Below are 21,857 nucleotides of genomic sequence, written 5' to 3' on the forward strand. Positions count from 1 at the left end.
GGTGCGCGCCGCCTCATCGCGGCGCGGGGGCGCCGGGCTCCCGACTGCGCCGGTGGGAGCGACCGCTGATCGTCGCGGTGGCGGTGCTCGGCGGCGGCGTCGGGTCGGAGCCGGGTGCGAGCGGTGCCGGTGTCTGGTCCGGTGCGGTCGGTGCGAACGCCGCGGCCACGGTGGGCGCGGATGCCTCAGACACCGTGGGTGCCGAAGGCTCACCAGTTGATCCGCTCACTGGATCAACTGGTGAGTCGGGCGATACGGCTGCGGCCGGCGCCGCGGTCAGGTCGACGGACGAGCCGGCATCCGGCTGACCTGCCGGCGCCGCCGCGGCATCCGGCTGACCTGCCGGCGCCGCCGCGGCATTCACGGCCGCGACGGTCGCCGCCGCCTGCACGACCACGGCACTCGGCGGCGCCATGCCCGTCGGTGCCTGCACCGTCGGCGGCGTCAGGTCCGCCTCGTAGTTGTTCCAGCCGTTGAGCAGGCCCTCGAGGGTGGATATCCGGGCGGCGTCGCCCGAGGTCAGCGCCGCGTCGACCGTCGCGATGACCCACGCAGAGCTCTGCGGGTACGAGATGTACTGACTCGTCGTCGCCAGCAGCGCCGACACCGCGGCCCGGAACAGCGCGATCACTCCGCCGCCTCCGGCGCTGAGCGCATCGAGCAGCGTCTGCCCCGCCATCGCGTCCGGGACGCCGGTGAACACCGAGGTCAGCAGCTGGTCGGGCGAGAAGATGAGGGTGCCGTCGGACTGGGCCGGCCACAGCGCGGTGTGGTTCTTCCAGTACCCGGGCGTGAGGCCCTCGCCGAACCCGTTGCCGTAGTAGCCGGCGACGTCGCTGCCGGTGGCCGCCTGGTGCGTCACCGGTTCGGTGACCACGGCGGCAGCGGTGTTGCGATAGGCGCCGACGCCGACGACCGTGGTCGCCCGGAACAGCCAGGTCTCGCCGACATCCATGAGTCCGTCGTGGTCGAGATCACCGGCGTTGTACTGGGCGCCCGCCCAGGTCACCAGCACCGGGGCCGGTGCGAAGTCGTCCGACGTGTCGGCGGGCGTGCCGTTGTCGTCCCGCAGGCTCGCGAACATCACCGCGAGGCTGCCCGTGTTGGTGACGAGATACGTCCACACGGCGGTGGTGCCCACCAGCAGCTCCTTGGCCGGCTGCGTGTCGGCGTCTTCGATGCTGGTCGGATGCCACGGATCCAGGGCGTTGACCGCCTTGCCGACGATGATGGATGTCACGACCCCGAAGGAGTAGTTGATGTCGGCGCCCCACACCCGCACCGAAGAATCCACCATGTCGCCGCGGGCGCGCACCACGTTGTCATACGCGCCGACGGGCACCAGGTGCGGTGCGCTGAAGATCCACACCTCGCCGGGGTCGAGCAGTCCGTTGACGTTGACGTCGCCCGACACGTAGCTCGGAGTGACGTCATCCGACGTGTCGTCCGGGGTGCCGTTGTCATCGACCAGCACGACGTCGGCGAGCGCCACAGCGGTCGTCACCGACACTCGATAGGTGAACGTCGCGTGACTTCCGGCAGCGACCAGCACGGCGGCATCCTTCGTCTGCGCCGCCACGCCGTCGAGGTACTTGCGCACGATGATGCCCGGCACGGTGCCGGTGTAGGTGGCGACATCGGATGCGGTCACCGACTGATCGGCCTGACCGACCACGTCGGCGGTCACCGTCGCAGTGTTGCGGTACGCGCTGGCGGTTACCGTGCCGGTCGCCGTGAAGCACCACGTCTCGCCGGGGTCCAGCATCCCGTTGCCGTTGACGTCGCCGGCGGCGCCCGCGCACTCCTGCTCGACGGCGAACGCCCCGCTGCCGTCGGCGGTGCCGCCGTCGTCGACCAGTCCGGTCACATCCAGCACCGTGGTGCCGGTGTTGGTCACCAGATAGGTCCACGTCACGGTCGATCCGACGGCCAGCACCGGCCCCGACGTGTTCGCGTCCTCGCGAACGGTGGGGTGCCAGGGGTCGGCGGCGTCGACGGCCTTGCGGATCGAGATCGCGCTGGTGGCGCCGAAGTGGTGGCTGATGTCGGTCGCCGTGGCCTCCGCGCCCGTGCGGGGCTCGGTCACCACGACGGTCGCGGTGTTGGCGTACTGCCCGGCCACGACGGCGGCGCTGATGACGCCGGCCGACGTGTACAGCCACACCTCGCCGGGATCGAGCAGTCCGTCGCCGTTCGCGTCGCCGGCGAGGTAGCGCGGGTGGAAGTCGTCGGCGGTGCTCGCGGTGCCGCGGTCGTCGGTGATCGAGGTGACGCGCACCGCCACGACGCCGGGGGTGGTCACCAGGTACGTCCAGGTCAAGGCGGCGCCCAGCGGCAGGACGAGCTGGTGGGCAGCGTCGGCGCCGCTTTCGAGGGTGGTGGGATGCCGCGGGTCGACCGCGTTGGTCGCCTTGGCGATCTGCACCTGCGCGACCACGCCGAGGTACCAGGCCGGGTCGCTGGCGACATATGCCATGCCCCCGACCACGGCCGACACGGTGCCGATATTGCCGTGCAGGCCGGCCGCGGCGATGCCCGGAATGACCCCGGCGGACGTGAACTGCCACACCTCGGCACCGTCGAGGATGCCGTTGCGGTTCGCGTCGCCGGCGTTGTAGGTGACGAGCTTGCCCTTCACCTTGACCGTGACGGTCACCGCCACCGGCGTGAAGTCGTCGGTGGTGGTGGCGGTGCCGTTGTCGTCGACGAGCAGCAGCGCGCTACCGGCGATGGCGACCTTGTTCGGGCTGCTGACCAGGTAGGTGAACACGACCGTGCCGCCGACGGCGACGTACATCGGGCTCGCCAGGTCGTTGGCGTCTTCGGCCGCAGTCGGAGCGCCCGGGTTGGCCGCGTTCACGGCCTTGACGATACGGATGCCGCCAGCCGGGCTGCCGGTGTAGAAGGTGGGGTCGGTCGCGGTCACCGCAGCGCCCGTGCTGGGCTGCGCGGTCACCGAGGAGCCGTCGCGGTAGAGGCCGGTCACCGCGGCAAGGGCGGGGGTCACGGCACTGGTCGAGGTGAACAGCCAGGTCTCGCCGACGCCCAGCACGCCGTCGCAAGCCGGTGTCGCCCACGATGCAGCTGTTCGCGTCGCGCACCGCCACCGCAGTGAAGTCGTCGGCCGTGCTCGCGGTGCCATGGTCGTCGGTGACCACCACGCCGGTCAGCGCAAGCGCCCCGTCGTTGGTGACCAGGGAGGTGAACACGACGGTCGTGCCCGCCTGCAGATGGGGACCAGGAGCGGCGTCGGCATCCTCTGCGACCGTCGGATGCTGCGGGTCGGCCGCGTTCACCGCGGTCTGGATCGTGATGTGCGCGCCGAGGCCGGTGTACTGCGCGATGTCGGCGGCCGTCACCGACTGCCCGGCACCATTGGTGGCGGTCACGGTCGCGGTGTTCACGAAGGGCCCGCCGAGCTTCGCAGGGGTCGTCCACTGGAAGATCCAGGTCTCGCCCGCGTCGAACAGGCCGTTGGTGTTCAGGTCGCCGGCGTTGTGCACGCCGTCGGCGCCCGACAGCGGGGTCATCTGCGCGAGCGTGACGTCGTCGGCGGTGGTTGCGGTGCCGTTGTCGTCGACGAGTCCGGTGATCACCATGGCGCCGGCGCTGGAGTTGCCGACCAGGTAGGTGAAGACGAGGCGCGAGCCGACCGCGACGGTGGGCCCGGTGCTGTTCGCGTCTTCGGCGGGGGTCGGATGCCGCGGATCGGCCGCATTGACGGCCTTGACCAGGCTCAGCCCCGAGTCGCCGAAGTACCACGCCGGGTTCGTGGCGGTGTAGGTCCCGCCCGTGCCGTCGGCTGCGGTCAGGGTGCCGATGTTGCCGTGCCAGCCCTGCGCCGCGACGGCGGGTGCGCCGGCGACTCCGGCCGAGGTGTACAGCCAGACCTCGCCGGCTTCGAGCACGCCGTCGAAGTCGGTGTCGCCGGCGTTGTACTGCGCGCCGCGGAACGTGACCAGCACGGGTACCGGCGACCAGTCGTCGGCGGTGGTGGCGGTGCCGTTGTCGTCGATGACGCCGACCACCCGAACCGGTGTGGGCGAGTTCGTGATGACCCGGTAGGTGTAGACGACTGCGGCTCCGGCGGCCAGGTGCGGCGCGGTGACCTGATCGTCGGCCTGCTCGGTCACGGTCGGGTGCAACGGTGAGGCTGCGTTGACGTCCTTGAAGATCTGCACGGTCGGCCGGGTGCCGGTGTAGTCGGTGGGGTCGGCGGCCGTGACCTGCACGCGCCCGACCGGGTCGAAGCCCACGACGACCACGACGTGCTCGTGGCCGCCGGCCAGCACGGTCTGCGGGGCGCCGGCCACGCCCACGGCGGTGAACAGCCACACTTCGCCGGGGTCGACCAGCCCGTTGCCGTTGGCGTCGCCCGACACGTACACCGGGTGGAAGTCGTCGGTGGTATCGGCGGGCGTCGCGTTGTCGTCGGTGATCGATACGAGCCGGAAGGCGACCGTCGAGCTGTTGGTCACGAGGTAGGTCAGGACGAGCGGCGAGCCCACGGGCAGGGTCGGTCCGGGTGCCGCGTCGGCGTCTTCGACGGCGGTCGGATGCCGGGAGTCGACGGCGTCGACGGCGCCCTGCACGCCGATCGTGGTCAGCGGGTTGCAGTTGCAAGCCGAGGTCGACCAGACCCCGGTAGTCGATCTGCACACCCGGCGTGTTGCCCGGTTGCGGGTCGCGCGGTCCGCCGTGCTGGTCGCCGAAGTACGAGCCGCCCGGAATCGGCATCGCCGTCTCGTCCAGCGGCGTGTTCGGGGTGAATGTCAGATCCTGGCCGCCGGCGACCGACAGCGCGGTGATGAACGCCTGGATGTGCGGGTTCGGGCTCGGTTGACCACCGGGGCGCCGAACGGGCTGAACGGCACGATGAAGCTGTTGAACTCGCCGGTCCAGTCGAACATGCGCGCCCGGCCGCTGGCGGCGATCAGCACGTCGCGCCCCGCCCCGCCATACGCGAACGTCGGGTCGGACCACAGGGCGTCCTCGGGCCGTCGGCCCCGTTCACCGTCGGTCTCGAGGTTCTGCGACGACTGCAGCAGGTCGTCGCCGAATCCGCCGAACAGCCAGTTGCTGTCGGTGCCGCCCACGAGCCAGTCGTTGCCGTTGTCGCCGTAGACGATGTCGCAGCCGTCCGTGCTCTTGATGACGTTGCCCGCCGCATCCAGCACCGGGTGGCCCGCGGCATCCAGCAGATACGGGGTGAAGTTCAAGAAGAAGTCGACCTTCGCGCCCGACGCGCAGGTGCCGTCGACGCCGACGTCCTTCGTGCCGTCGGTGCAGTCGTAGACCTTGGACCACGGGTCGTCGGCGTTGTAGTCGGCGAACTTCGTGGTGGCCGGGTTGTACGCCAGCGGGTCGGACGGGTCGATGCCCCACGTCGACAGCAGGGCCGACTGCGGGATGTCGCGGTAGTAGAACGGCAGCGGGGCAGCGCCCGAGATGGCGTCGTCGCCGGCTTCGCCGTGGATCCAATCGTTGCCCAGGCCCCCGTAGACGATGTCGGCGTAGCCGCCCACCGTGGGGTCGCTGCCGTCGTAGCCGAGCAGCCGCGCCTGGTTGAACAGCGCACCGGCGGTGAAAGTGGTCGCCTGCGTGTACGGGCCGGGCAACGCCAGCAGCACATCGGTGCTGTTCGGGGCGGTCAGGCCCCACAGCGGCTCGGTCAGGCCGTTGCGGCTGACGGCGAAGTAGCCGTCGTCGCCGAGGATGCGGTCATCGCCGGTGCCGCCGTATCCGCGGTCATCGCCGGTGCCGCCGATGATGGTGTCGTCCTGGCCGTCGCCGGCGAGCACGTCGGCGCCCAGCTCACCGAGGATCACATCGTCACCGGCGTCGCCGTGGATCAGATCGGCTTGCGCCGATGTCGGTGGATGCCGCGACCCCGACCGTGTAGTCCAGGGAGCTGTATGAGCGCGGCACGATCTTCTCGGTGCCGGTGTCGTACGTGAACGTCAGGAATGCCAGGGCGGGCTTGGCCCGTCCGTACGCGTCGCGCGTCGCGCTGCCCGAGGTGCCGACGAGGCGGTAGATGTCGCCGTTGTCGCCCATGATGACGTCGGCGTCGTGGGCGTGGCCGGCGGCCGACAGGTCGCCGGGGTCGTTCAGCGCGGTGCGGGTGCCGGCGCCGCCGTAGATCGTGTCGGCGCCGTCGGGACGCTGATCGCGCGTGACGAGCCCGAACAGGTCGAAGCTGCCGCCGACCAGGTCGTCCTGCCCGAGGTCGCCGTAGATGACGTCGGCGCCGCCGTTGCCTTCGACGTAGTCGTCGCCGTCGCTGCCCGGGCCTGCGGCATCCTCCGCAGACGAGCGCCGATCGGTGACCGTGTCGCGCGTCTGCACGTCGATCGTGATGCGTCCGGCGTCGTCGATGACCGAGCCGTCGCCCTGGATCCAGTCGTCGCCGAGCTGACCGAACAGCACGTCGTCGCCCGCCCCGCCCGCGATGTCGCTGTCGGAGAAGGTGCCGGCGGGCGGTGTGAAGCTCTGGTCGTACAGCTGGATGTATCGCACGTGCGCGCCGCGCGGGTCGCGCTGGTAGCCGTAGTCGGCGCATGCGGCCGGTGTCAGCCCGTCGGGGTCGATCCACTGGCACGGCAGGGTGCCGGCGCCGAGGTTCGTGCCGGCGATCAGCGACGAGCCGTCGACCGGGCTCAGGATGCGGGTGCCGGTGAGCACGCGGATGCGGGCGCTGGACGTCGATCCGGTCCGCAGGATGGTGGCGTTGTCGCCGGCGATGACGTCGTTGCCGGCGCCGCCGTCGAGGAAGTCGCCGTAGCGGCAGGCGGCCGCCGTGGTGCAGGCGCTGCGCGCGCCGCCGGTGCCGCCGGTCTGGTCGAACACGTCGCCGTACGCGACGGGCTGCCGCTGTGGTCGACGCCGCCGTTGTAGCCGCCGGCGCCGCCGGTGTTCGCCACTCCCGCGATCGCGTCTCCGGTGTTGCCGCCGACGATGTCGTCGTCGCCGGCGCCGCCGGTGATGCGGTCGCTGCCGGCGCCGCCGATGAGGATGTCGGCGCCCGCGTTGCCGTTGATCAGGTCGTTGCCCCAGTTGGCGGCCGACTGGGTGTCCAGCGACGTCCAGCCGAAGGTGTGGTCGTTCAGCGGCACGTCGAACGGCAGCAGGCTCGCCTGAATGCGGCAGCCGGGGTTCGTCTGCGTCGGGTCGGTGGGGGCGGTGCCGAGCTGCGTGCAGAACACGCCGCCGAAGTCGCCGAAGACGAGGTCGTTGCCGTCGTTGCCCCAGATCGTGTCGCTGCCGCCGCCGCCGATGAGGATGTCGTTGCCGAGGTCGCCCTCGAGGGTGTCGCCCGCACCGTTGCGCTTGCACGCTCTGCAGCGACATCAGCTCGGTCGTGGTCTGCAGACGCTGCGGCCGGGTGCCGGTGGTCTCGACGAACGTGCCGGTGGCCTCGTCCAGCGCCCAGGTGCGCTGGTCTTGCACGTCTTGCACGACCGCACCGTGATCGCCGAAGATGACGTCCTCGTCGGAGCTGTCGGCATCCCCCGGCGTGACGGCGCCGCTGGGGGCCGAGCCGAGCCCTTCGCCGATCAGCACGTCGTGGCCGGCGACCAGGCTGTCGGCGTCGGGCAGCGAACTGGTGGATGCCGTTGCCACCGTGAGCACACGGGTGATGACGTCGATGTTCACGCCGGAGTCGCCGTAGATGAGGTCGCGTCCGCGCTCGCCGAGGATGAGGTCGTTGCCCGAGCCGCCGGCGAGGATGTCGCCAGCCTGGCTGCCGAGGATCGTGTCGTCTCCGGCGCCGCCGTAGATCGTCACACCCACCGACGGGAGCCCCGATCCCGGGATCGCGGCATCCAGCGCGCTCGCGTCGATCATGTCGTTGCCGGCGTAAGTGAAGGTCTGGGCGATGGGGAACACGTAGTCGGGCGCGTTGCCGACCGGTTCGATCGTGGGCTTGGGCCCGAAGTCGTGGCCGGACGGCTGCGACGTGCTGCCGCTGTACCAGACGCCGTCCTGCGACGTGTCGCCGTAGATCACGAGCGGCGAGGACGGGCCGGGCGAACCGGCGCCGATGCCGGGGCCGTCCAGGACGACGATGTGGTCGCCGCCGACGCGCACGTAGCCGGTCTGGGGCGACGCGGGGTCGTAGACCGCGACCGTGCCGGCCAGGGTGCCGGCGGCCGGAGCGCCCACAGCGGACCCGCGCAGGCATCGTCTGCCCGTCGGTGCCGCCGAACCCGGTGATCGTGTAGGCGCCGTAGGCCACGCTGCCCGGCAGCGTGATGCGCTGGCCGACCGCGAAGCCGGCGTCGTGCCACGACGCGCCGTCGGTGCGGGTCAGGGTGGCGGTGCCGCCGGTGCCGAGCGCCCAGGTGAACGTGCCGGTCACCTGCGAGCAGGGCGTTGCCACCGCCCTGCACCAGGGTCAGGCCGCCGTGCAGGGCGGGGATGCCGACCGGCAGCTTGTCGTCGGCGGGCTGGTCGGGCCCGGGGATCATCGTGCTGTGGATGGTCAGGGTGTCGTTGCCCTGGCCGAGCATGATGTTCAGCACCTCGATCGTCGTCTTCGAGGCATCCGTCACAAAGTCGCCGTTTGCGTCGACCGTGATCGTGCCGTACGAGATGCCGCCGGGGTACGAGCCGGGCTCGCCGAACGAGGTGCGGCCGGTGTAGGTGACGCCCGGGCCCATGCCGAAGCCGGTCAGCGCAGTCGAGGTGAGGTCGCCGGTGTGGTCGGCGAAGCTGCCGTCGTCGAACACGTTCAGCACGTCGACCTGGCGCGCCTCGGACGGCTGCTGGCCGATGCCGAACGGCGGGGTGTCGATCTCGGCGGGCAGCAGCACCGCGGTGGTCAGGGGTGCTGCTCGCCGCCGGTGCCGCCGTCGATCAGCAGCGGGCCGCGGATCGCCGACAGCAGGTGCGGCGCCTTCGGGAACGTGTACAGGTCGGCGCGGCCCGCCGGCAGCACGTAGCCGCTGTCGGCCGAGACGGTGACGGTGATCGGGATCCACCAGTTCGTCGCGTCGAACGTGACCGCCGGCGTCGGGGTGCCGTTGATCGTGACCAGGCAGACCCGGCCGAGCACGCTGGTCGCGCAACCGGAGTCGGTGGTGATCAGCACCTGGCCGTCGGTGACCAGGCCCACCGTGACCCGCGCGGTCGGGGCCGACAGCAGCCGCACCGTGAACGTGTCGGTGACGCCCGGGTTGCCGCCGGTCGCGACGCTGACGACGGTGCTGCCGCCGGTGGGCGCCGTGTACACGCCGGGAGTGCTGTCGCCGTAGACGAGCACGTCCAGCTGCCCGGTCACCGCGTCGAACGTGGCGTCGCGGCCGGCGCCGGTGCCGAGCGTGGTGAGCTGCAGTGTCGTATAGGCGGGATCCATCCGCCGGAAGTCGACGGCGGCGCGCACCGTGATCGTGACGGGGGTGTCGTCGGCGGCGCTGAACGTGACGAGGTACGTCTGGATGCCGCCGACCACGGCCCCGAGCGAGAATCGGGCGTCGGTGCTGGAGAGGATCACCCGGCCGTCGGTGGGGGTGATGATCTCGGTGACCGTGCCGGTCGGCGCGTGCGCCAGCGCCAGGGTGAACGTGTCGGTCAGCTGCGTGACGGTGGTGCCCTCGATCACCGTGGTGTGGCCGTCGGGCTGGCCGGCGGCATCCTGCTGCACGATCTCGACGCCCGGCGTGAGGTTGTCGCGCACGGTGGCCAGCACGTCGCGCACGACGGCGCCGGCGAAGGTCGGGTCGGCGCTGATCACCGAGTGCGCGATCGCCACGACGATGTCGCCCTGGGGTGTGGTGTCGTTGGCGGCGGCGAGCCATACGGTCTGGGCGATGTTCCAGTCCGTGGCGGTGAAGTGCAGGACGATCGACCGGTTGGCGACCCCCGGCCCGTTCAGGCCCTCGTACTGCGGCACGCCGTCGACGTACACGGTGCGGAAGAAGTCGGCGGGCGTCGAGCAGGCGGTGGCGGTTCCGGTGCACAGGAAGACGGTGTCGGCGCCGGGGCGGGTCTCGTCGGGGCTGAGCCCGGCCGACACGGTGATCCAGACGTCCGAGGTCGGGGCGGACGCGAGCCGCACGCCGTACGAGTCCAGCGTGCCGATCGGGCTGTCACCGCTCAGCCGACGCACCGAGGTGACGCCGCCGGTCTCGTCGATGATGACCGCCCCCTGCGTGGGGCGGGCGACCGACACCGGGGTGCCGGCGGCCACGACGTTGCGATACGCCGGGTCGGCCGAGCTGACGAGCTCATTGATCGTGGAGTGGGTGCCGTTCGGGTCGCGGCTGACCACGTCGCCCACGACGTCGCCGGCGACGTTGATGACGTCGCTGCCCAGGCCCCCGAGCACGCGGGTGACCACACCCAGGGCGGTGGACAGGACGTCGATGGTGTCGTCGCCCTGCAGGGCGTCGACCTCGACGACCTGCACGTTCACGTAGCTGACGGCGATGCCCGCGCCATAGATCGCGGCGGCGGTGACCACGATGTGGTCGGCGAACTCGGTGCCCAGCACGACCATCTTGTTGAACCCGGTGCCGCCGTCCACCGACACCGGCGCGTTGATGTTGTACGACACCTGGTCGTCGCCGTCACCGGATCGCACATCGGTCTGCGCGGCGGTGCTGAAGCCGGTGGTCAGCACGGGGCTGGGCAGGATGCCGCTGACCGTCGCGGCGGTGAACACGCCGGGGGTGAGCACCGCCTGCACGGTGAGCGTGGTCGCGGTGACCTCGGTGATCACGTAGGGCAGGCACGGCTGGGTGGCGGTGACCTGGCAGCCGGCGACGTTGTCGTCGGCCCCGGTGCCGACCAGCCCGATGGCGAGACCGGTCAGGTAGCCGTCGGCCAGGAAGCTGCCCGCCGCCCGGGTGATGGTGCTGGTGCCCGCCGCCGGCCCGGCGGCGATCGTGAGCGTCGTCCGGGTGACCGGGCCCGAGCTGAGCGACACGGCGAACGTGCCGCCGTGCTGCAGGGCGCGGCCACCGTGAGCCCCGTGGCGAGCGTGATCGTGGTGGCGGTGACCGCGCTGATGACGGCGGCGTGGGCCGCGTCATGGTCGTTGCCGACGCCTGCGCCGGCGACCGCCAGTGTCTGGCCGACGGCGAACCCGTCGGCGATGAAGCTGCCGCCGTCGCTGCGGGTGAGGGTGCCGGCCGCGGCGTTGACCGTGACGGTGCCGGTGAACACCGGCCCCATGATGAGGGTGCCGTGCGCGTCGGTGCGGGCGAGGGCGAACGCCTGGATGAGGAACAGGTCGTTGCCGGCGCCGCCTTCCAGCCGGAGCGCCGCCTGGTTGGAGTACACGCTGAACGTGTCGTCGCCGCTGCCGCCCTGTGCGGTCAGGGGGGCGCTGGCGCCGCGGGACAGATACCCGCGGGTCGTGGCGACGGTGGGGAACCAGTCCGCCGGCGACAGACCGCTGTACGCCGCGTCGCGCCGCATGCCGAAGAGCTGGCCGATCTGGAACGAGTCGGCGCCGGCGCCGCCGTCGAGGTTCGTGATCGCGGCGTTGTCGTCGACGGCGAAGTGGTCGTTGCCACCGAGCCCCAAGACGCTCAGCATGCCGTTCACGGCGTTGTCGTAGGCGATGCGCTCGGTGACCCCGGCGTAGCCCGAGGTCTGCGCCACGGTCAGCGGGTCGCCCGAGCCCGGCGCCGGGTGCAGCACGGCGATGTAGGCGGGGTGGTTCGTGCATCCGCCGTCGGCGGCGGTGCCGCAGTACACGTCGGGACGGGCGGCGGATTCGCCGGGCAGGTACGAGGCGGCGCGCAGCAGGAAGATGTCGTCGGTCGGGTAGGGCCGCCCGGTGCTCGGGTCGATGCCGCTCGCGGTGCTGTCGGCGCCGTACGCGGTCAGCGTGTCGACGCCGTCCGCGGCGGCGCCGCTGTCGAGCACGTTGATGACGTAGTGCGCGTCGCCGTGCTCGCTGCCGTGCGTGTAGACGACGTAGTGATCGGTGTCGCCCTGTCCGTCCAGCGTGAGCGTGGTGCCGGCGCGCGGCATCGTCTGCAGGAGATAGACGGTGAGGGTGTCCTCGCCGTCGCCGGCCGGTGCGAAGCCCTGGTAGGCGGTGGGCTTGCGCCGAGCCGTAGGCGCGGGTCTGGCCGCCCAGCAGCGTCTGGTCGAACCTGATCTGGTCGTCGTCGCCGTTGCCGAACACCCGGGTCAGGCCGGCCGCGGTGATCTCGCCGCGCAGCACGATCATGGTGCCTTCGTTCGCGGTGGCGTCATTCACGCCCGGGTGCCAGTCGCCGTGGATGTCGATGTTGCCGGTGGTGCTGGTGGGCCGGCTCGGGTCGGTGGTGTTGCCGGTGCCGGCATCGCCCACAGCGGTGGCGGCCAGGATCTGCCCGCTCGGGTCGGTGACGACGTCGTCGGCCGCCAGCAGCACGTTGCCGTGCTCCGCTTGGATCAGACCGTTCGGCACGGTCTGCGGCGCACCCTCGCGGACGAGCGTGGTGCCGCTGTTCTCAATGGCGCTGTGCAGGAGCAGGATGTCGTTGCCCTCGCTTGCGCGTCTCGGTCGTGGTCAGGCGCACGTCGCCGTTCGTCGTGTGTGCGAGCAGGATGTTCGCCGGTCCGTCCAGTTCGGTGAGCCAGATGCCCGAGCTCGCCTGCGCGGCGATGTCGCACGTCGCGGTCACGGCGCGCTGGGCGGCGGTGGCGTGCAGCCAATCCAGTGTGTACGAGCTGAGGCATCCGATGCCGGCGGCGGAGTCGAGCTTCAGGTCGCCGGTGAACACGCCGATCGCAGCGCTCGTGGGCGTGCCGATGCCGCCGCCGACCGCGAGCAGGTCGATCGTGTTGCCGGTGACATTCACCGTCGTGCCGCCGTTCGCGCCGGTGCCGTCGGCGCGCGGGTTGTGCCCGTCGCGGATGGAGCCGGCGGTGGTGGCCAGGCTCACGTCGGCGCACGCGGCGGCGCGCGCGCCGGAGCAGGTGGTGACGGTGTTCACGTTCAGGTCGCCGGGGTGCGCGTAGCCGGCCGAGGCGTCGCCGGCGGTCTCGGTGAGGCGGATCACGCCGGCGGCCGTCGCGGTCAGCACGCCGAACCGGTCGACCGACGAGTCGATCTCGAGGAAGTTGCCGTCCTGGCCGATCGAGCCGCCGACCGCGGTCATCGTGATGTCCACGCCGACGACGTCGGCGCCGGCGTCGCCGGCGGCGGGCGGGATGCCGGAGCCCACCGGTGCGTCCACGATCGAGGCAGGCGAGGTCAGCGTGACGTCGTCGTCGGTGGACTGGATCAGTCCCGCGCGCAGATCGCGGTTGGGACCGGCGGCGATGACCGTGGTCGTCGTGGTGACGAAGTCGGCGGCATCCGGCAGTTCACCCGTCTGCACCAGCAGATGCACGGCGGTGCTGTCGGTGGCGCTTTCGGTGAGGGTGACGAAGCCGTTCGTCAGGACGTTGACGTTGCCGTTCTGGTGCACCTCGACCCGGCCGATCACGTTGATGCGGGTGGCGGACGGCGACGGGTCGACCGCGGCGACGGTGATCGCGCCGTTCGCGATGGCCGAGCCGGCGTCGAGCAGGCTGAAGTCGTACGTGCTGGCCACCGCGTGCGGGGTGGATCCGAATGCGCCGGTGTTGTAAAGGCACTTCACGGCCGTGGTGCCCGGGCACGTCGTGTCGGGCCGGAAGAAGTTGTAGAACGTGGCATCGGTCGGCTCGGACGGCACGACGACCTCGACGCCCGGCACACCACGAGACCCGACGCCGTACCGGGTGGCCTGCAGCAGCAGGTTCAGGTCGCCGCCCGCGACCAGGTGGTCGATGGCGATGACGAAGGGCGGGTTGCCGGCGATCGCGGGGTCGGGGATCGACGGATCGCGCAGCCACGTGCGCAGGTCGAGATACAGGTCGGCGCCGGCGGCCGCGGTGATCTCGAGCGGGCTTCCCGGGAACTGGATCAGGTCGACGCTGACGCGGTGCGCGGCCGAGCCGATGCTCGCGTCCGGTGCGTCCAGGTGCAGGACGTTGGTCGTGATCAGCGTCGTGTGGCCGCTGACGGTCTGACCGCGGCCGGTGGCGGCCAGGATCGGGCCGGCGACGTTCAGCACGTCGGTTTCGCCGATCGGGTTCGTGATCGTGCCGGCGAGGGTCAGCGTCGAGGCGCTGGTGCTGTCGATCACGACGCGACTGGGGGTGACGATCTGCACCAGGGCGAAGTGCACGCTGACGTTGTTGCTGCCGCCTGCAGTGTTCAGCGTGACCTTGGGCGTGCCGTCGGCGTTGATCACGTCGATGTCGCCGATGATCATGGGCAGCGCCGAGTGGTTGATCAGGGTGACCGCGTCGAAGTTCTGGTGGTACGTGAACGTGCCCCAGTAGTGCCCGCCGGCCATGCCGCCGCCGCTGATCGAGCCGCCGTCGCTGGTCATGTAGATGTCGCCGGTGCCGGTGTTGCGGATGTCGCCGACGGTCACTGTTCCGGGATCGAGTGCAGTCGTGAGCAGGGAGGTGCGCAGATCGGGGTTCTTCTGCCCGTTGACGGTGACGTTGATCGCGGTGGCGATGGTGCCGTCGGGGTTGATCACGAGATAGGGGTCGGGCCCGGCATTGACGACGACGTCGGAGTTCCACGAGATGCTGCGGACGAGGGAGCCGTCCTGGCCGGGGGCGGTGGACTCGGCCTGCACGTACAGCACGAGCGCTCCGTCGCCGTTGGACACGAGCGGGGAGGCCGGTGCGTTGCCGGCCTCGTTGACGCCCGGGACCAGGCGGGCGCCGGCGAAGACGGTCACGCCCTGACGGCCGATGACGGTGTTGCCGAAGGCGGCCGAGCCGCCGTAGCCGTCGGGCGAGATGCCGATGCAGTGGCACGACGAGTTGTGGTCGGACATGTACGACCACCGGGTGTGCCACGACCGGATGTCGACGCCGTAGCGGCCGCTGAGCGTCGTGTTCGTGGTGCTGTCGCCGTCGAGCAGCGCCAGGTCATTCGACGTGATCGACATGCCGCCGCCGACGTGCGTCGCGCCGAACAGCGCGTACATCGTGGCGTGCACATACGCCGTGCTGCTGCCGCCCGAGGTGGCCAGCACCTGAGCCGTGCTGCCGGCGACGTGCGCGTTGCGCCCGATCGAGGCGGTCGTGTTGTCGGTGACGGTCGTCGTGCCATCGGCGGTGAAGCCGCCGGCGAACCCGCCGCCCTCGCTGTGCGCATAGAGGTTCGTGGTGGGGGTGGTGGACGCCAGCACGGCGACGTTTCCGCCGGAGTCGATCGTCGCCGAGGCGGCGACGATGGCCGAGGTGGTCACCTCGGTGGTCAGCGTCGACTTCACCACGCCGACGGCGATGAAGCCGCCCGATCCATTGTCGCTGGACACGCTGTCGTTCGTGCGGGCGTTCGCGGTGATGCTGACGTCGCCGCCCGCGGTGATGGTTCCCCCTGCCGAGGCGTGGACGGTCGCGGTGTCGGAGAGTTCCGCGGTGGGCACGGCGACGCTGACGAACCCGCCGCTGCCGCCGGCGGCTGAGGCCGATGACTGGCCGTCACCGGGCGGCGGCGACAGCTGCCGCAGCGACGTGTACGGCGCGGTGGTCGGGTTCGCCGCATACAGGCTGTAGGCGCCGCCGCCGAGCGTCGCTCCGAAGACGAGGCGCAAGGTGTCGGTCGGGCATGCGGCGGCGGTGCAGTCGGTCAGGGCGAGGCCGGTCGCGAAGATGTGCTGCGTGCCGTAGACGGCCTGCGCGGTCCAGTTCTGACCGTGCACGTTGTCGGTCGCGGTGGTACCGAGCACCACCGGGGTGCCGTCGAGGTGGTTCAGCGTGAATCCCGACGAGGTGCGGTTCGCGACGAGATAGGTGTAGCCGTCGGTCAGCCCCGAGATCGGCGCCGCCGCGATCTCCTGCGTCGCCTTGTCGTCGGCAGGTCGGGTGATGTGGATGGGGTTCGGGTCGTCGGTGCAGGTGGTGTTGCCGCATGCGTAGCTGTGCGAGGTGGTGCCGTACCTCGTGGCGGCAAGCCGGATCACGTAGTCGTTGACTGCGATCACGTAGTAGGTGCCGCCGTCGACCAGGCCGCCGACGGGTGCCCCGCCGCGGGTGTGGTAGACGATCGCCTGACCGGTGACCAGGCCGTGCTTGGCCAGGTTCGGGGTGCCGTCGGCGTTGGTGCTCACGTAGGGGCCGACGACGATGTCGTACTGGCCCGCGTCATCGGTGTAGCAGTGGTCCTTGTCGTTGCACGTCGGGATGACACCCACGGCCGCCTGACGGAAGTTCAGTGCCGTCGGGGTCTGGTAGGTCACGCGCTGGCCGTCCGAGAACGAGTTGCCCAGAGTGATCGTGTTGCCGCCGACGGCGGTCGGGGTGAACGAGAGGGCGGCGGCCGTCGCCGGCAGCGGTGGCGTACAGCTGGATCGTGTGCGCGTCGACGACGCGCACGTACAGCGTCTGCCCGGCGTTGATCGTGTTGTTGATGGACCCCGTTCCGGCGAGCACCACCGGGTCGCCGTCGTGGAAGTTGTGCGGCGAGGCGAAACGGATCGTCGATCGGTTCGGGTCGACCCCGGCTCTGCCGCTGAGGTCACCGGAGTCGATCGTGGCGGTGTTGAACGTGTCGCCGAACTGCAGCGTGTCGGCATCGACGGCGATCACGGTGTAGACGCGGCCGTTGGAAAGCCCTGAGACCGAGCTGCCGATGTAGAGCACGGTGTCGCCGTCGGCCAGTCCATGTGCCGGGAAGTACACTGTGCCGGCGGCGGCGTTGATGTTGACCTCGTTCGTCGTGGTGCCGGCGATCGTGTGACTGCCGCCGGCAGCGTAGCTGTCGCCCAGGTTCGTTCCGGTGGCCTGAGTCTCGGCCTGCACGGTGACGTCACCGCCGGCGTCGACCCGGGAGCCGGTGCCGAGGAACGCCGTGACGTTCGGCGCCGTCGTGACGCTCGCCCATGCGGTGCCGACATCGACCCCGCCCCCGCCGTAGCTCTTCGCGGTGGCGTTGCCCTCGGCGCGGGTCGAGGTGGCCGTGACGCTCAGATCGCCGCTGACCCGGAGCGGCGTGGCCGTCGTGCTCGTCGGGCTGCCGATCGATGCGGTGACCGTCGGGGTCACGCTCGCTTGGGACCTCGTCGCGTGCACCGAGATCGCCCCACCCGCGCCCGCCACCGTCGTGACGTTCGCGGTCGAGGTGTCGCGGGCCGACACCGACAGCGACCGCGGCTGGTCGGCCGGGGCGGCTCCGGCGGTGCCGATGACCACGCCGTCGGCCACGGCTGCGGTGGTGCTGCCGTCGACGGTGCCGTCTGCGGCCAGCACGGTCGCGGCGACCAGACCGCCCGCGCCGCCCTTGGTGGTGGCCGCGGCGGTCTGGCTGTGCTGGGCGCTCACGGTCACGGTGGTGCCGGCGCCGAGCACCCGGGCGCCGGCGGTCAGGCCCGCCGACACGCCAGACCCCGTGCTGCTCGAGGCGGTCGCCACGCTGACGCCGGCCAGGCCGATCGAGACGATGAGCAGGTTGCTGGTGGCGACATCGGTGCCGACGGCGGTCACGGTCAACGAGGCGCCCGTGAGCATTGTTCCGCCGAAGCCCGCAGACGCGCCGCCGTCGTCGGTGGCGGTCGCGTCGAACGCCGTGATGCCCACCGCGCCGCCGCCGCCGCCGTTCGTCGCAGCGCTCGCAGTGTTGGTCGCGGTCGCGCTCACCGATGCGCCGTCGGCGCCCAGGGTGAGCTGTGCGCCGGTGCCGACGGTGGCGCTGACGCCGGCGTCCCGCGTGATCTCGGCGACCGTCTGTGCGACCGTGACCGCCGCGACACCCACGCCGACGGGGGTCGACGAAGTGGTGGCGGTGTTCGTCCCGGCCGCTGTGACGTCCAGTCCGGCCCCGGTGACCACGCCGGTGAACGATGCGGCGACCCCGCCCTCGATCCGGCTCGTGGGCACGGCCACGCCGATGGCGAGGAGCCCGCCGCTGCCGGCGTCGGAGGTCGCCGCCGCGTGATTCGCACCGGTGGCGGTGAACGCCGCGTCGCCGCCGACGACGGCGATGTCGGCGGTGGACGCGGCCGTCGCGCTCACGTCGGCGTCCGAGGTGACGTGCGCGTACGCGGCGGAGGCGCTGACCGACAGAGTGCCCATGCCCACGGCCAGCGTGTCGGCCTTGGCCGTGGTGCTGCCGGTGGCGGTCACGGTGAGGCTCGCGCCGCTGACCGACCCGGCAATGCGGGCGGTGACGGGTGCGCCCACCGTGCCTGCCGCAGAGAAGACGCCGACGTGGATCGCACCTCCGCCGCCGCCCTTCGCGAGCGACGTGGCCGCGTTCTGCGCGCCGGCGGTGACGGCGACGGCGCCGGTGACCGTGACGTGCGCGGTCGCACCGATCGCGGCGGTGGTCCCGGCATCCTTCGTCACCGTCGCGGTCGCGGTCGCGCCGGCTCCGTCGGCCAGCCCGATCGAGACGACGACGGTGGTGGCGCGGGCGGCGTTGCCGCCGGTGGCCGACGCGGTCAGGGCGGCCGCCTGCACGGTGCCGTCGACGGTGGCCAGGACTGCGCCGGCGATCGTGGCGGTCGGCAGCATCGCGCTGATCGTGATGCCGCCGACGGCGCCGCCGTCGCTGGCGGCGGTCGCGGTGTTCGAGCCGGTCGCGGTGACGGTGACGGCGCCGGTGACGGTGATGTCGGCGGATGTCGCGAGCTGTGCGGTCACGTCCGCGGCCGTCGTGATGCTCGCGTCGGCCGACGAGCCGTTGCCGGTGAACAGCCCGGCCGAGATGGCGACCGCTTCGGCGTCAGCCGTGTTCCTGCCCGTCGCGCGCACCCGCAGCGACGCCGCGTGGGCGACGTCGCCGCCGGCGGACGCCGTCACGGCGCCGGCGATGCGGGCGGTGGGCACGGTCACGCCGATGCTCAGCCCGATCGAGGCCGACCCGGCGTCCGATGTGGCGGTCGCCGTGTTCGTGCCGCCGGCCGTGATCTGCACGGCGCCGGTGACCGTGACGGTTCCGCCCGTGGTCACCGCCGACACGTCGGCGGTGTCGGTGATGGCGGCCAGCGCCGCGCTGGCCGCCGCCGAGGCCAGTGCGCTCAGCGCCACGGCGACGGTGCTGGCAGTCGCGGTGTTGGTGCCCGTCGCGGTCACGGCCAGCGACGCGGCGCCGGTGATCGCCCCGGCGAAGGTCGCGGTCACCGCGGCGGCGATCTGCGCGTCCGAGACGAACACGCCGGCGCCGATGCTGCCGGCGGCACCGCCGCGTGCGAGCGCCGTGGCCGTGTTGCCGTTGCCCTGGACCGCCGCGGTCACCGCGATCGCACCGGTGCTGGTCAGGGATGCCGCGGCCCCGACGCCGGCCGAGATGTACGCGCCGTCGGTGACGTGCGCCTGGGCGTACGCACCGCTGGCGCCCACACCCAGCGAGACCGAGGCGACCGTCGCCGTGGCCGAAGCGGAGTTCTCGGCGCGGGCGGTGACCGCGATCGACCGCGCGCCGGCGACGTCGCCGTCCAGCTGTGCACTGGTGTGACCTGACACAGTGGCGAACGGCAGCATGAGCGAGATCGCCGCAGCGACCCCTCCGCTGCCGCCGGGTGCGGTGGCGACCGCCGAGTTCCACGCCGTCGCGGTCACGGCGACGTCTCCGGCGGCGGTGATGCGGCCGGTGATCAGCAGCGCGGCCTCGGTGGAGCGGTCGTCGGTGGCCAGGGCGAGGGTCATGCCGATGCCGGCCATTCCGGCCACGGCGAGGTTGACGGTGTCGGCGTGGACGTTCTGGTGCATGCCGGTGGCACTGACGGTCACGTCGCCGCCGATGCGCACGGTGCCGTGCGCGCCGAGCTCGGCGCGGGTCGTGCCGCCGTAGGTGACGACCGCGACCGCCCCGCTGAGGGCACCGGCCACGCCGCCCTGAGCCGAGACGGCCAGGTCGGTGGGAGTGAACACGTCGGTCGCGGTGACCGAGATGGCGCCGATCGGGCCGGCCGCGCCGATGGCGACGTCGCCGACCGATGCCCGCGTGTCGCCCGAGACGAGCACCACGGCGACCGAGGCGCCGACGCCGACCACGCTGAGGCCGACCCCGACCGCGTAGCCGGCGACCGACCGGGCGGCGGCGGCGGTGACGTCGATCTTGCCTGCGGTGGGCACGGTGGCCTGGTCGTCGATGTGCGCTGCCTGCGCGCTGGTGTCGTGGATCACGATGACCTGGCCGGCGATCACGAAGCCGCCGACCACGCCGCTGGCGACGACTCCGAGCACGTCCTCGTCGAGCACCGCGTGCACGCCGACGGTGCCGCCGGCGCTGACCGCCCCGCTGCCGGCGATGCGGGCCTCGGTGTTCTGGTCGAGCGAGAGCACGGCGACGCCGGCACCGAGCGCGCCGAGCCCGACGGCGGCCACCCCGGCGACGGCCAGCACATCGAGCGTGTCGGTGGCGCGCACCTGTACGTCTGCGCCGGCGTGCACCGTGCCGAAGATCGTGGCCGACGTGCCGGTGGCGGGCGCGGCCTGCGTGAACGGCCGGGATGCCACGGTGTCGCCGGGAGCGGCCCCGGCGACCCCGGCCTGCCCGGCGGTGGACACGCCGGCCTGCTGCCTGGTACCCGGGCGCGACGGTCCAGTTCGCGGTGTCGGCATCGGGCGTGACGGTGGATGCCGCCAGGTCGGCGGTGGCCCGGTAGGTCTGGCCGCCGTACGTCACGAGGTCGCCGGTGTGGTACGCAGTCCCGGACTGCCACGCCACGGCGCTGCCGGCGAGGATCGACGTCCATCCGCCGCCCGCGCCCGACGCGACGTCGTCGCCGGCGCCGGTGGACCCGCCGGTGGGGTTCTGATCGCTCAGCGACCAGTAGGCCGTGTCTCCCGGGGTCGGCGTGTGGTTCTTGTTGCCGCTCACCCGCGATGCGTAGGTCTTCCCGCCGAGCGTGACGACATCGCCGACGTCGTAGGTGGCCGTGGCACTGTACGCGCCCTTCTTCGTGCCCTGGTCGTTCTGCTGGTAGGTGGTGGTGGGGGTCGCTCCGACCGTCCACACCGACACCGCACCGGCGACACCGACGATGCCGCCGCCGATGCTGATCGCGAAGGTGCGGATGTTCTTCAGCGCCAGTGCCGAGAGGATCACGCCCTGCGTCGCCCAGATGATGCCTGCCGGTGCCCAGGTACGACTGGACGTTGACGTTCGCGATTCCGATGTCGACGCCGCCGGCTGCGCCCACCACGCCGCCCGCGAGGCCGCCGGCGAAGGTCAGCGTGTTCATCGCGTCGGTGGCCGACACCGCCACGGACTGGTTCGGCCCGACCGTCGTGTCGATGCCGGATGCGGTGCCGTTGACGCGGGTGCTGCCGGCGATGAACGCCTTGACGGTGACCGTCAGCAGGGTGACCCCGACGCTCCCGCTGACGGCACCCGCACCGATCGAGACGCCGGCGACGATGCCGAACAGCTGCTCGGTCGAGGATGCCTGCACCGCCAGGCCGTGGAAGGCCGGCACGGTGCCGAACGATCCGTCACCGCTCGTGCCGTCGTCGACGCCGACAAGACCCGTCGACCCCTTCGCACGGACGGTCACGATGTTCGAGCCGCCGAGGAAGGCCTCGGTGTCCTTCGTGACGACGGCCACCCCGACCCCGATGCCGATGCCGGCCCACAGGCCTCCGGCCACGTTGGCGGCGACCAGGGTCAGCAGGGTGTCGTCGTTCGCGCCCACCAGCACGTTGTTCCCGGCGGTCAGGGTCACGCCTGTTCTGCTGGAGGCGGTGGTGGTCACGGTGATCACCGTGACCCCGACCACGCCGGCCGCGGCGCCGTCGCCGCCGACGGCGACGGCGGCGGTGACGTCGACGAGCTCTTCCCGGCCGCGGGCCGTGAGGATGATGTCGCCCCCGGCGGTGATGGTCGCGCCGTCGTCGATCACCGCCGAGGTGACGAT

Annotated in this window: 10 protein-coding genes and 2 pseudogenes; all 12 read right to left on the reverse strand. The window is 71.8% G+C overall.

Annotation, left to right across the window (positions count from 1 at the left end):
• Window positions 1–13: 13 nt before the first annotated feature.
• Complete coding sequence (locus L2X98_RS04865) at window positions 14–2,797, reverse strand: DUF7507 domain-containing protein (RefSeq protein WP_435526268.1); 2,784 nt, start codon at window positions 2,795–2,797, stop codon at window positions 14–16.
• A complete protein-coding gene (locus tag L2X98_RS22115; protein ID WP_435526249.1) occupies window positions 2,721–4,661 on the reverse strand; it encodes a hypothetical protein in 1,941 nt (646 codons plus the stop codon). Before L2X98_RS22115 ends, L2X98_RS04865 begins: the two co-directional genes overlap by 77 nt.
• Before the next feature lie 111 nt (window positions 4,662–4,772).
• Window positions 4,773–5,828, reverse strand: coding sequence for a hypothetical protein (locus L2X98_RS04870; RefSeq protein WP_259612503.1), 1,056 nt, complete (start codon window positions 5,826–5,828; stop codon window positions 4,773–4,775).
• A 4-nt stretch (window positions 5,829–5,832) separates the two neighbouring features.
• A complete protein-coding gene (locus L2X98_RS04875; protein ID WP_259613195.1) occupies window positions 5,833–6,684 on the reverse strand; it encodes a hypothetical protein in 852 nt (283 codons plus the stop codon).
• Window positions 6,660–7,283, reverse strand: a complete 624-nt coding sequence (locus L2X98_RS04880; protein WP_354002997.1) for a calcium-binding protein — start codon at window positions 7,281–7,283, stop codon at window positions 6,660–6,662. Before L2X98_RS04880 ends, L2X98_RS04875 begins: the two co-directional genes overlap by 25 nt.
• Before the next feature lie 379 nt (window positions 7,284–7,662).
• Window positions 7,663–7,848 (reverse strand): annotated as a pseudogene (locus tag L2X98_RS20100) (hypothetical protein); the annotation flags it as partial.
• A 158-nt stretch (window positions 7,849–8,006) separates the two neighbouring features.
• Window positions 8,007–8,816 (reverse strand): hypothetical protein, encoded by an 810-nt coding sequence (locus L2X98_RS04890; RefSeq protein ID WP_259612504.1) that lies wholly within the window; start codon window positions 8,814–8,816, stop codon window positions 8,007–8,009.
• 8 nt (window positions 8,817–8,824) lie between these two features.
• On the reverse strand, window positions 8,825–10,930 hold the full coding sequence (locus L2X98_RS04895) for a hypothetical protein (protein WP_259612505.1): 2,106 nt from the start codon (window positions 10,928–10,930) through the stop codon (window positions 8,825–8,827).
• A complete protein-coding gene (locus L2X98_RS04900; RefSeq protein ID WP_259612506.1) occupies window positions 10,813–11,985 on the reverse strand; it encodes a hypothetical protein in 1,173 nt (390 codons plus the stop codon). The genes L2X98_RS04895 and L2X98_RS04900 overlap by 118 nt, the downstream gene beginning before the upstream one ends.
• Before the next feature lie 467 nt (window positions 11,986–12,452).
• A complete protein-coding gene (locus L2X98_RS04905) occupies window positions 12,453–16,238 on the reverse strand; it encodes a hypothetical protein (protein WP_259612507.1) in 3,786 nt (1,261 codons plus the stop codon).
• Window positions 16,144–20,508 carry a beta strand repeat-containing protein gene (locus L2X98_RS04910; protein WP_259612508.1) on the reverse strand — a complete coding sequence of 1,455 codons (4,365 nt, stop codon included), beginning with the start codon at window positions 20,506–20,508 and terminating at the stop codon, window positions 16,144–16,146. Before L2X98_RS04910 ends, L2X98_RS04905 begins: the two co-directional genes overlap by 95 nt.
• Before the next feature lie 91 nt (window positions 20,509–20,599).
• Window positions 20,600–21,049: pseudogene (locus tag L2X98_RS20105) on the reverse strand (carbohydrate-binding protein); the annotation flags it as partial.
• Window positions 21,050–21,857 lie beyond the last annotated feature (808 nt).

It is taken from the genome of Microbacterium elymi, assembly GCF_021582895.2.
GTDB lineage: Bacteria > Actinomycetota > Actinomycetes > Actinomycetales > Microbacteriaceae > Microbacterium > Microbacterium humicola.

What these genes read in the sequence shown, in the direction of transcription:
- L2X98_RS04865 (WP_435526268.1), bottom strand. Translation starts at nt 2,797, where the DNA reads ATGTACGTCGCCGTCGGCGGCACGGTCGTGTTCACCTACCTGGTCAGC.
- L2X98_RS04900 (WP_259612506.1), bottom strand. Translation starts at nt 11,985, where the DNA reads ATGCCGCGCGCCGGCACCACGCTCACGCTGGACGGACAGGGCGACACC.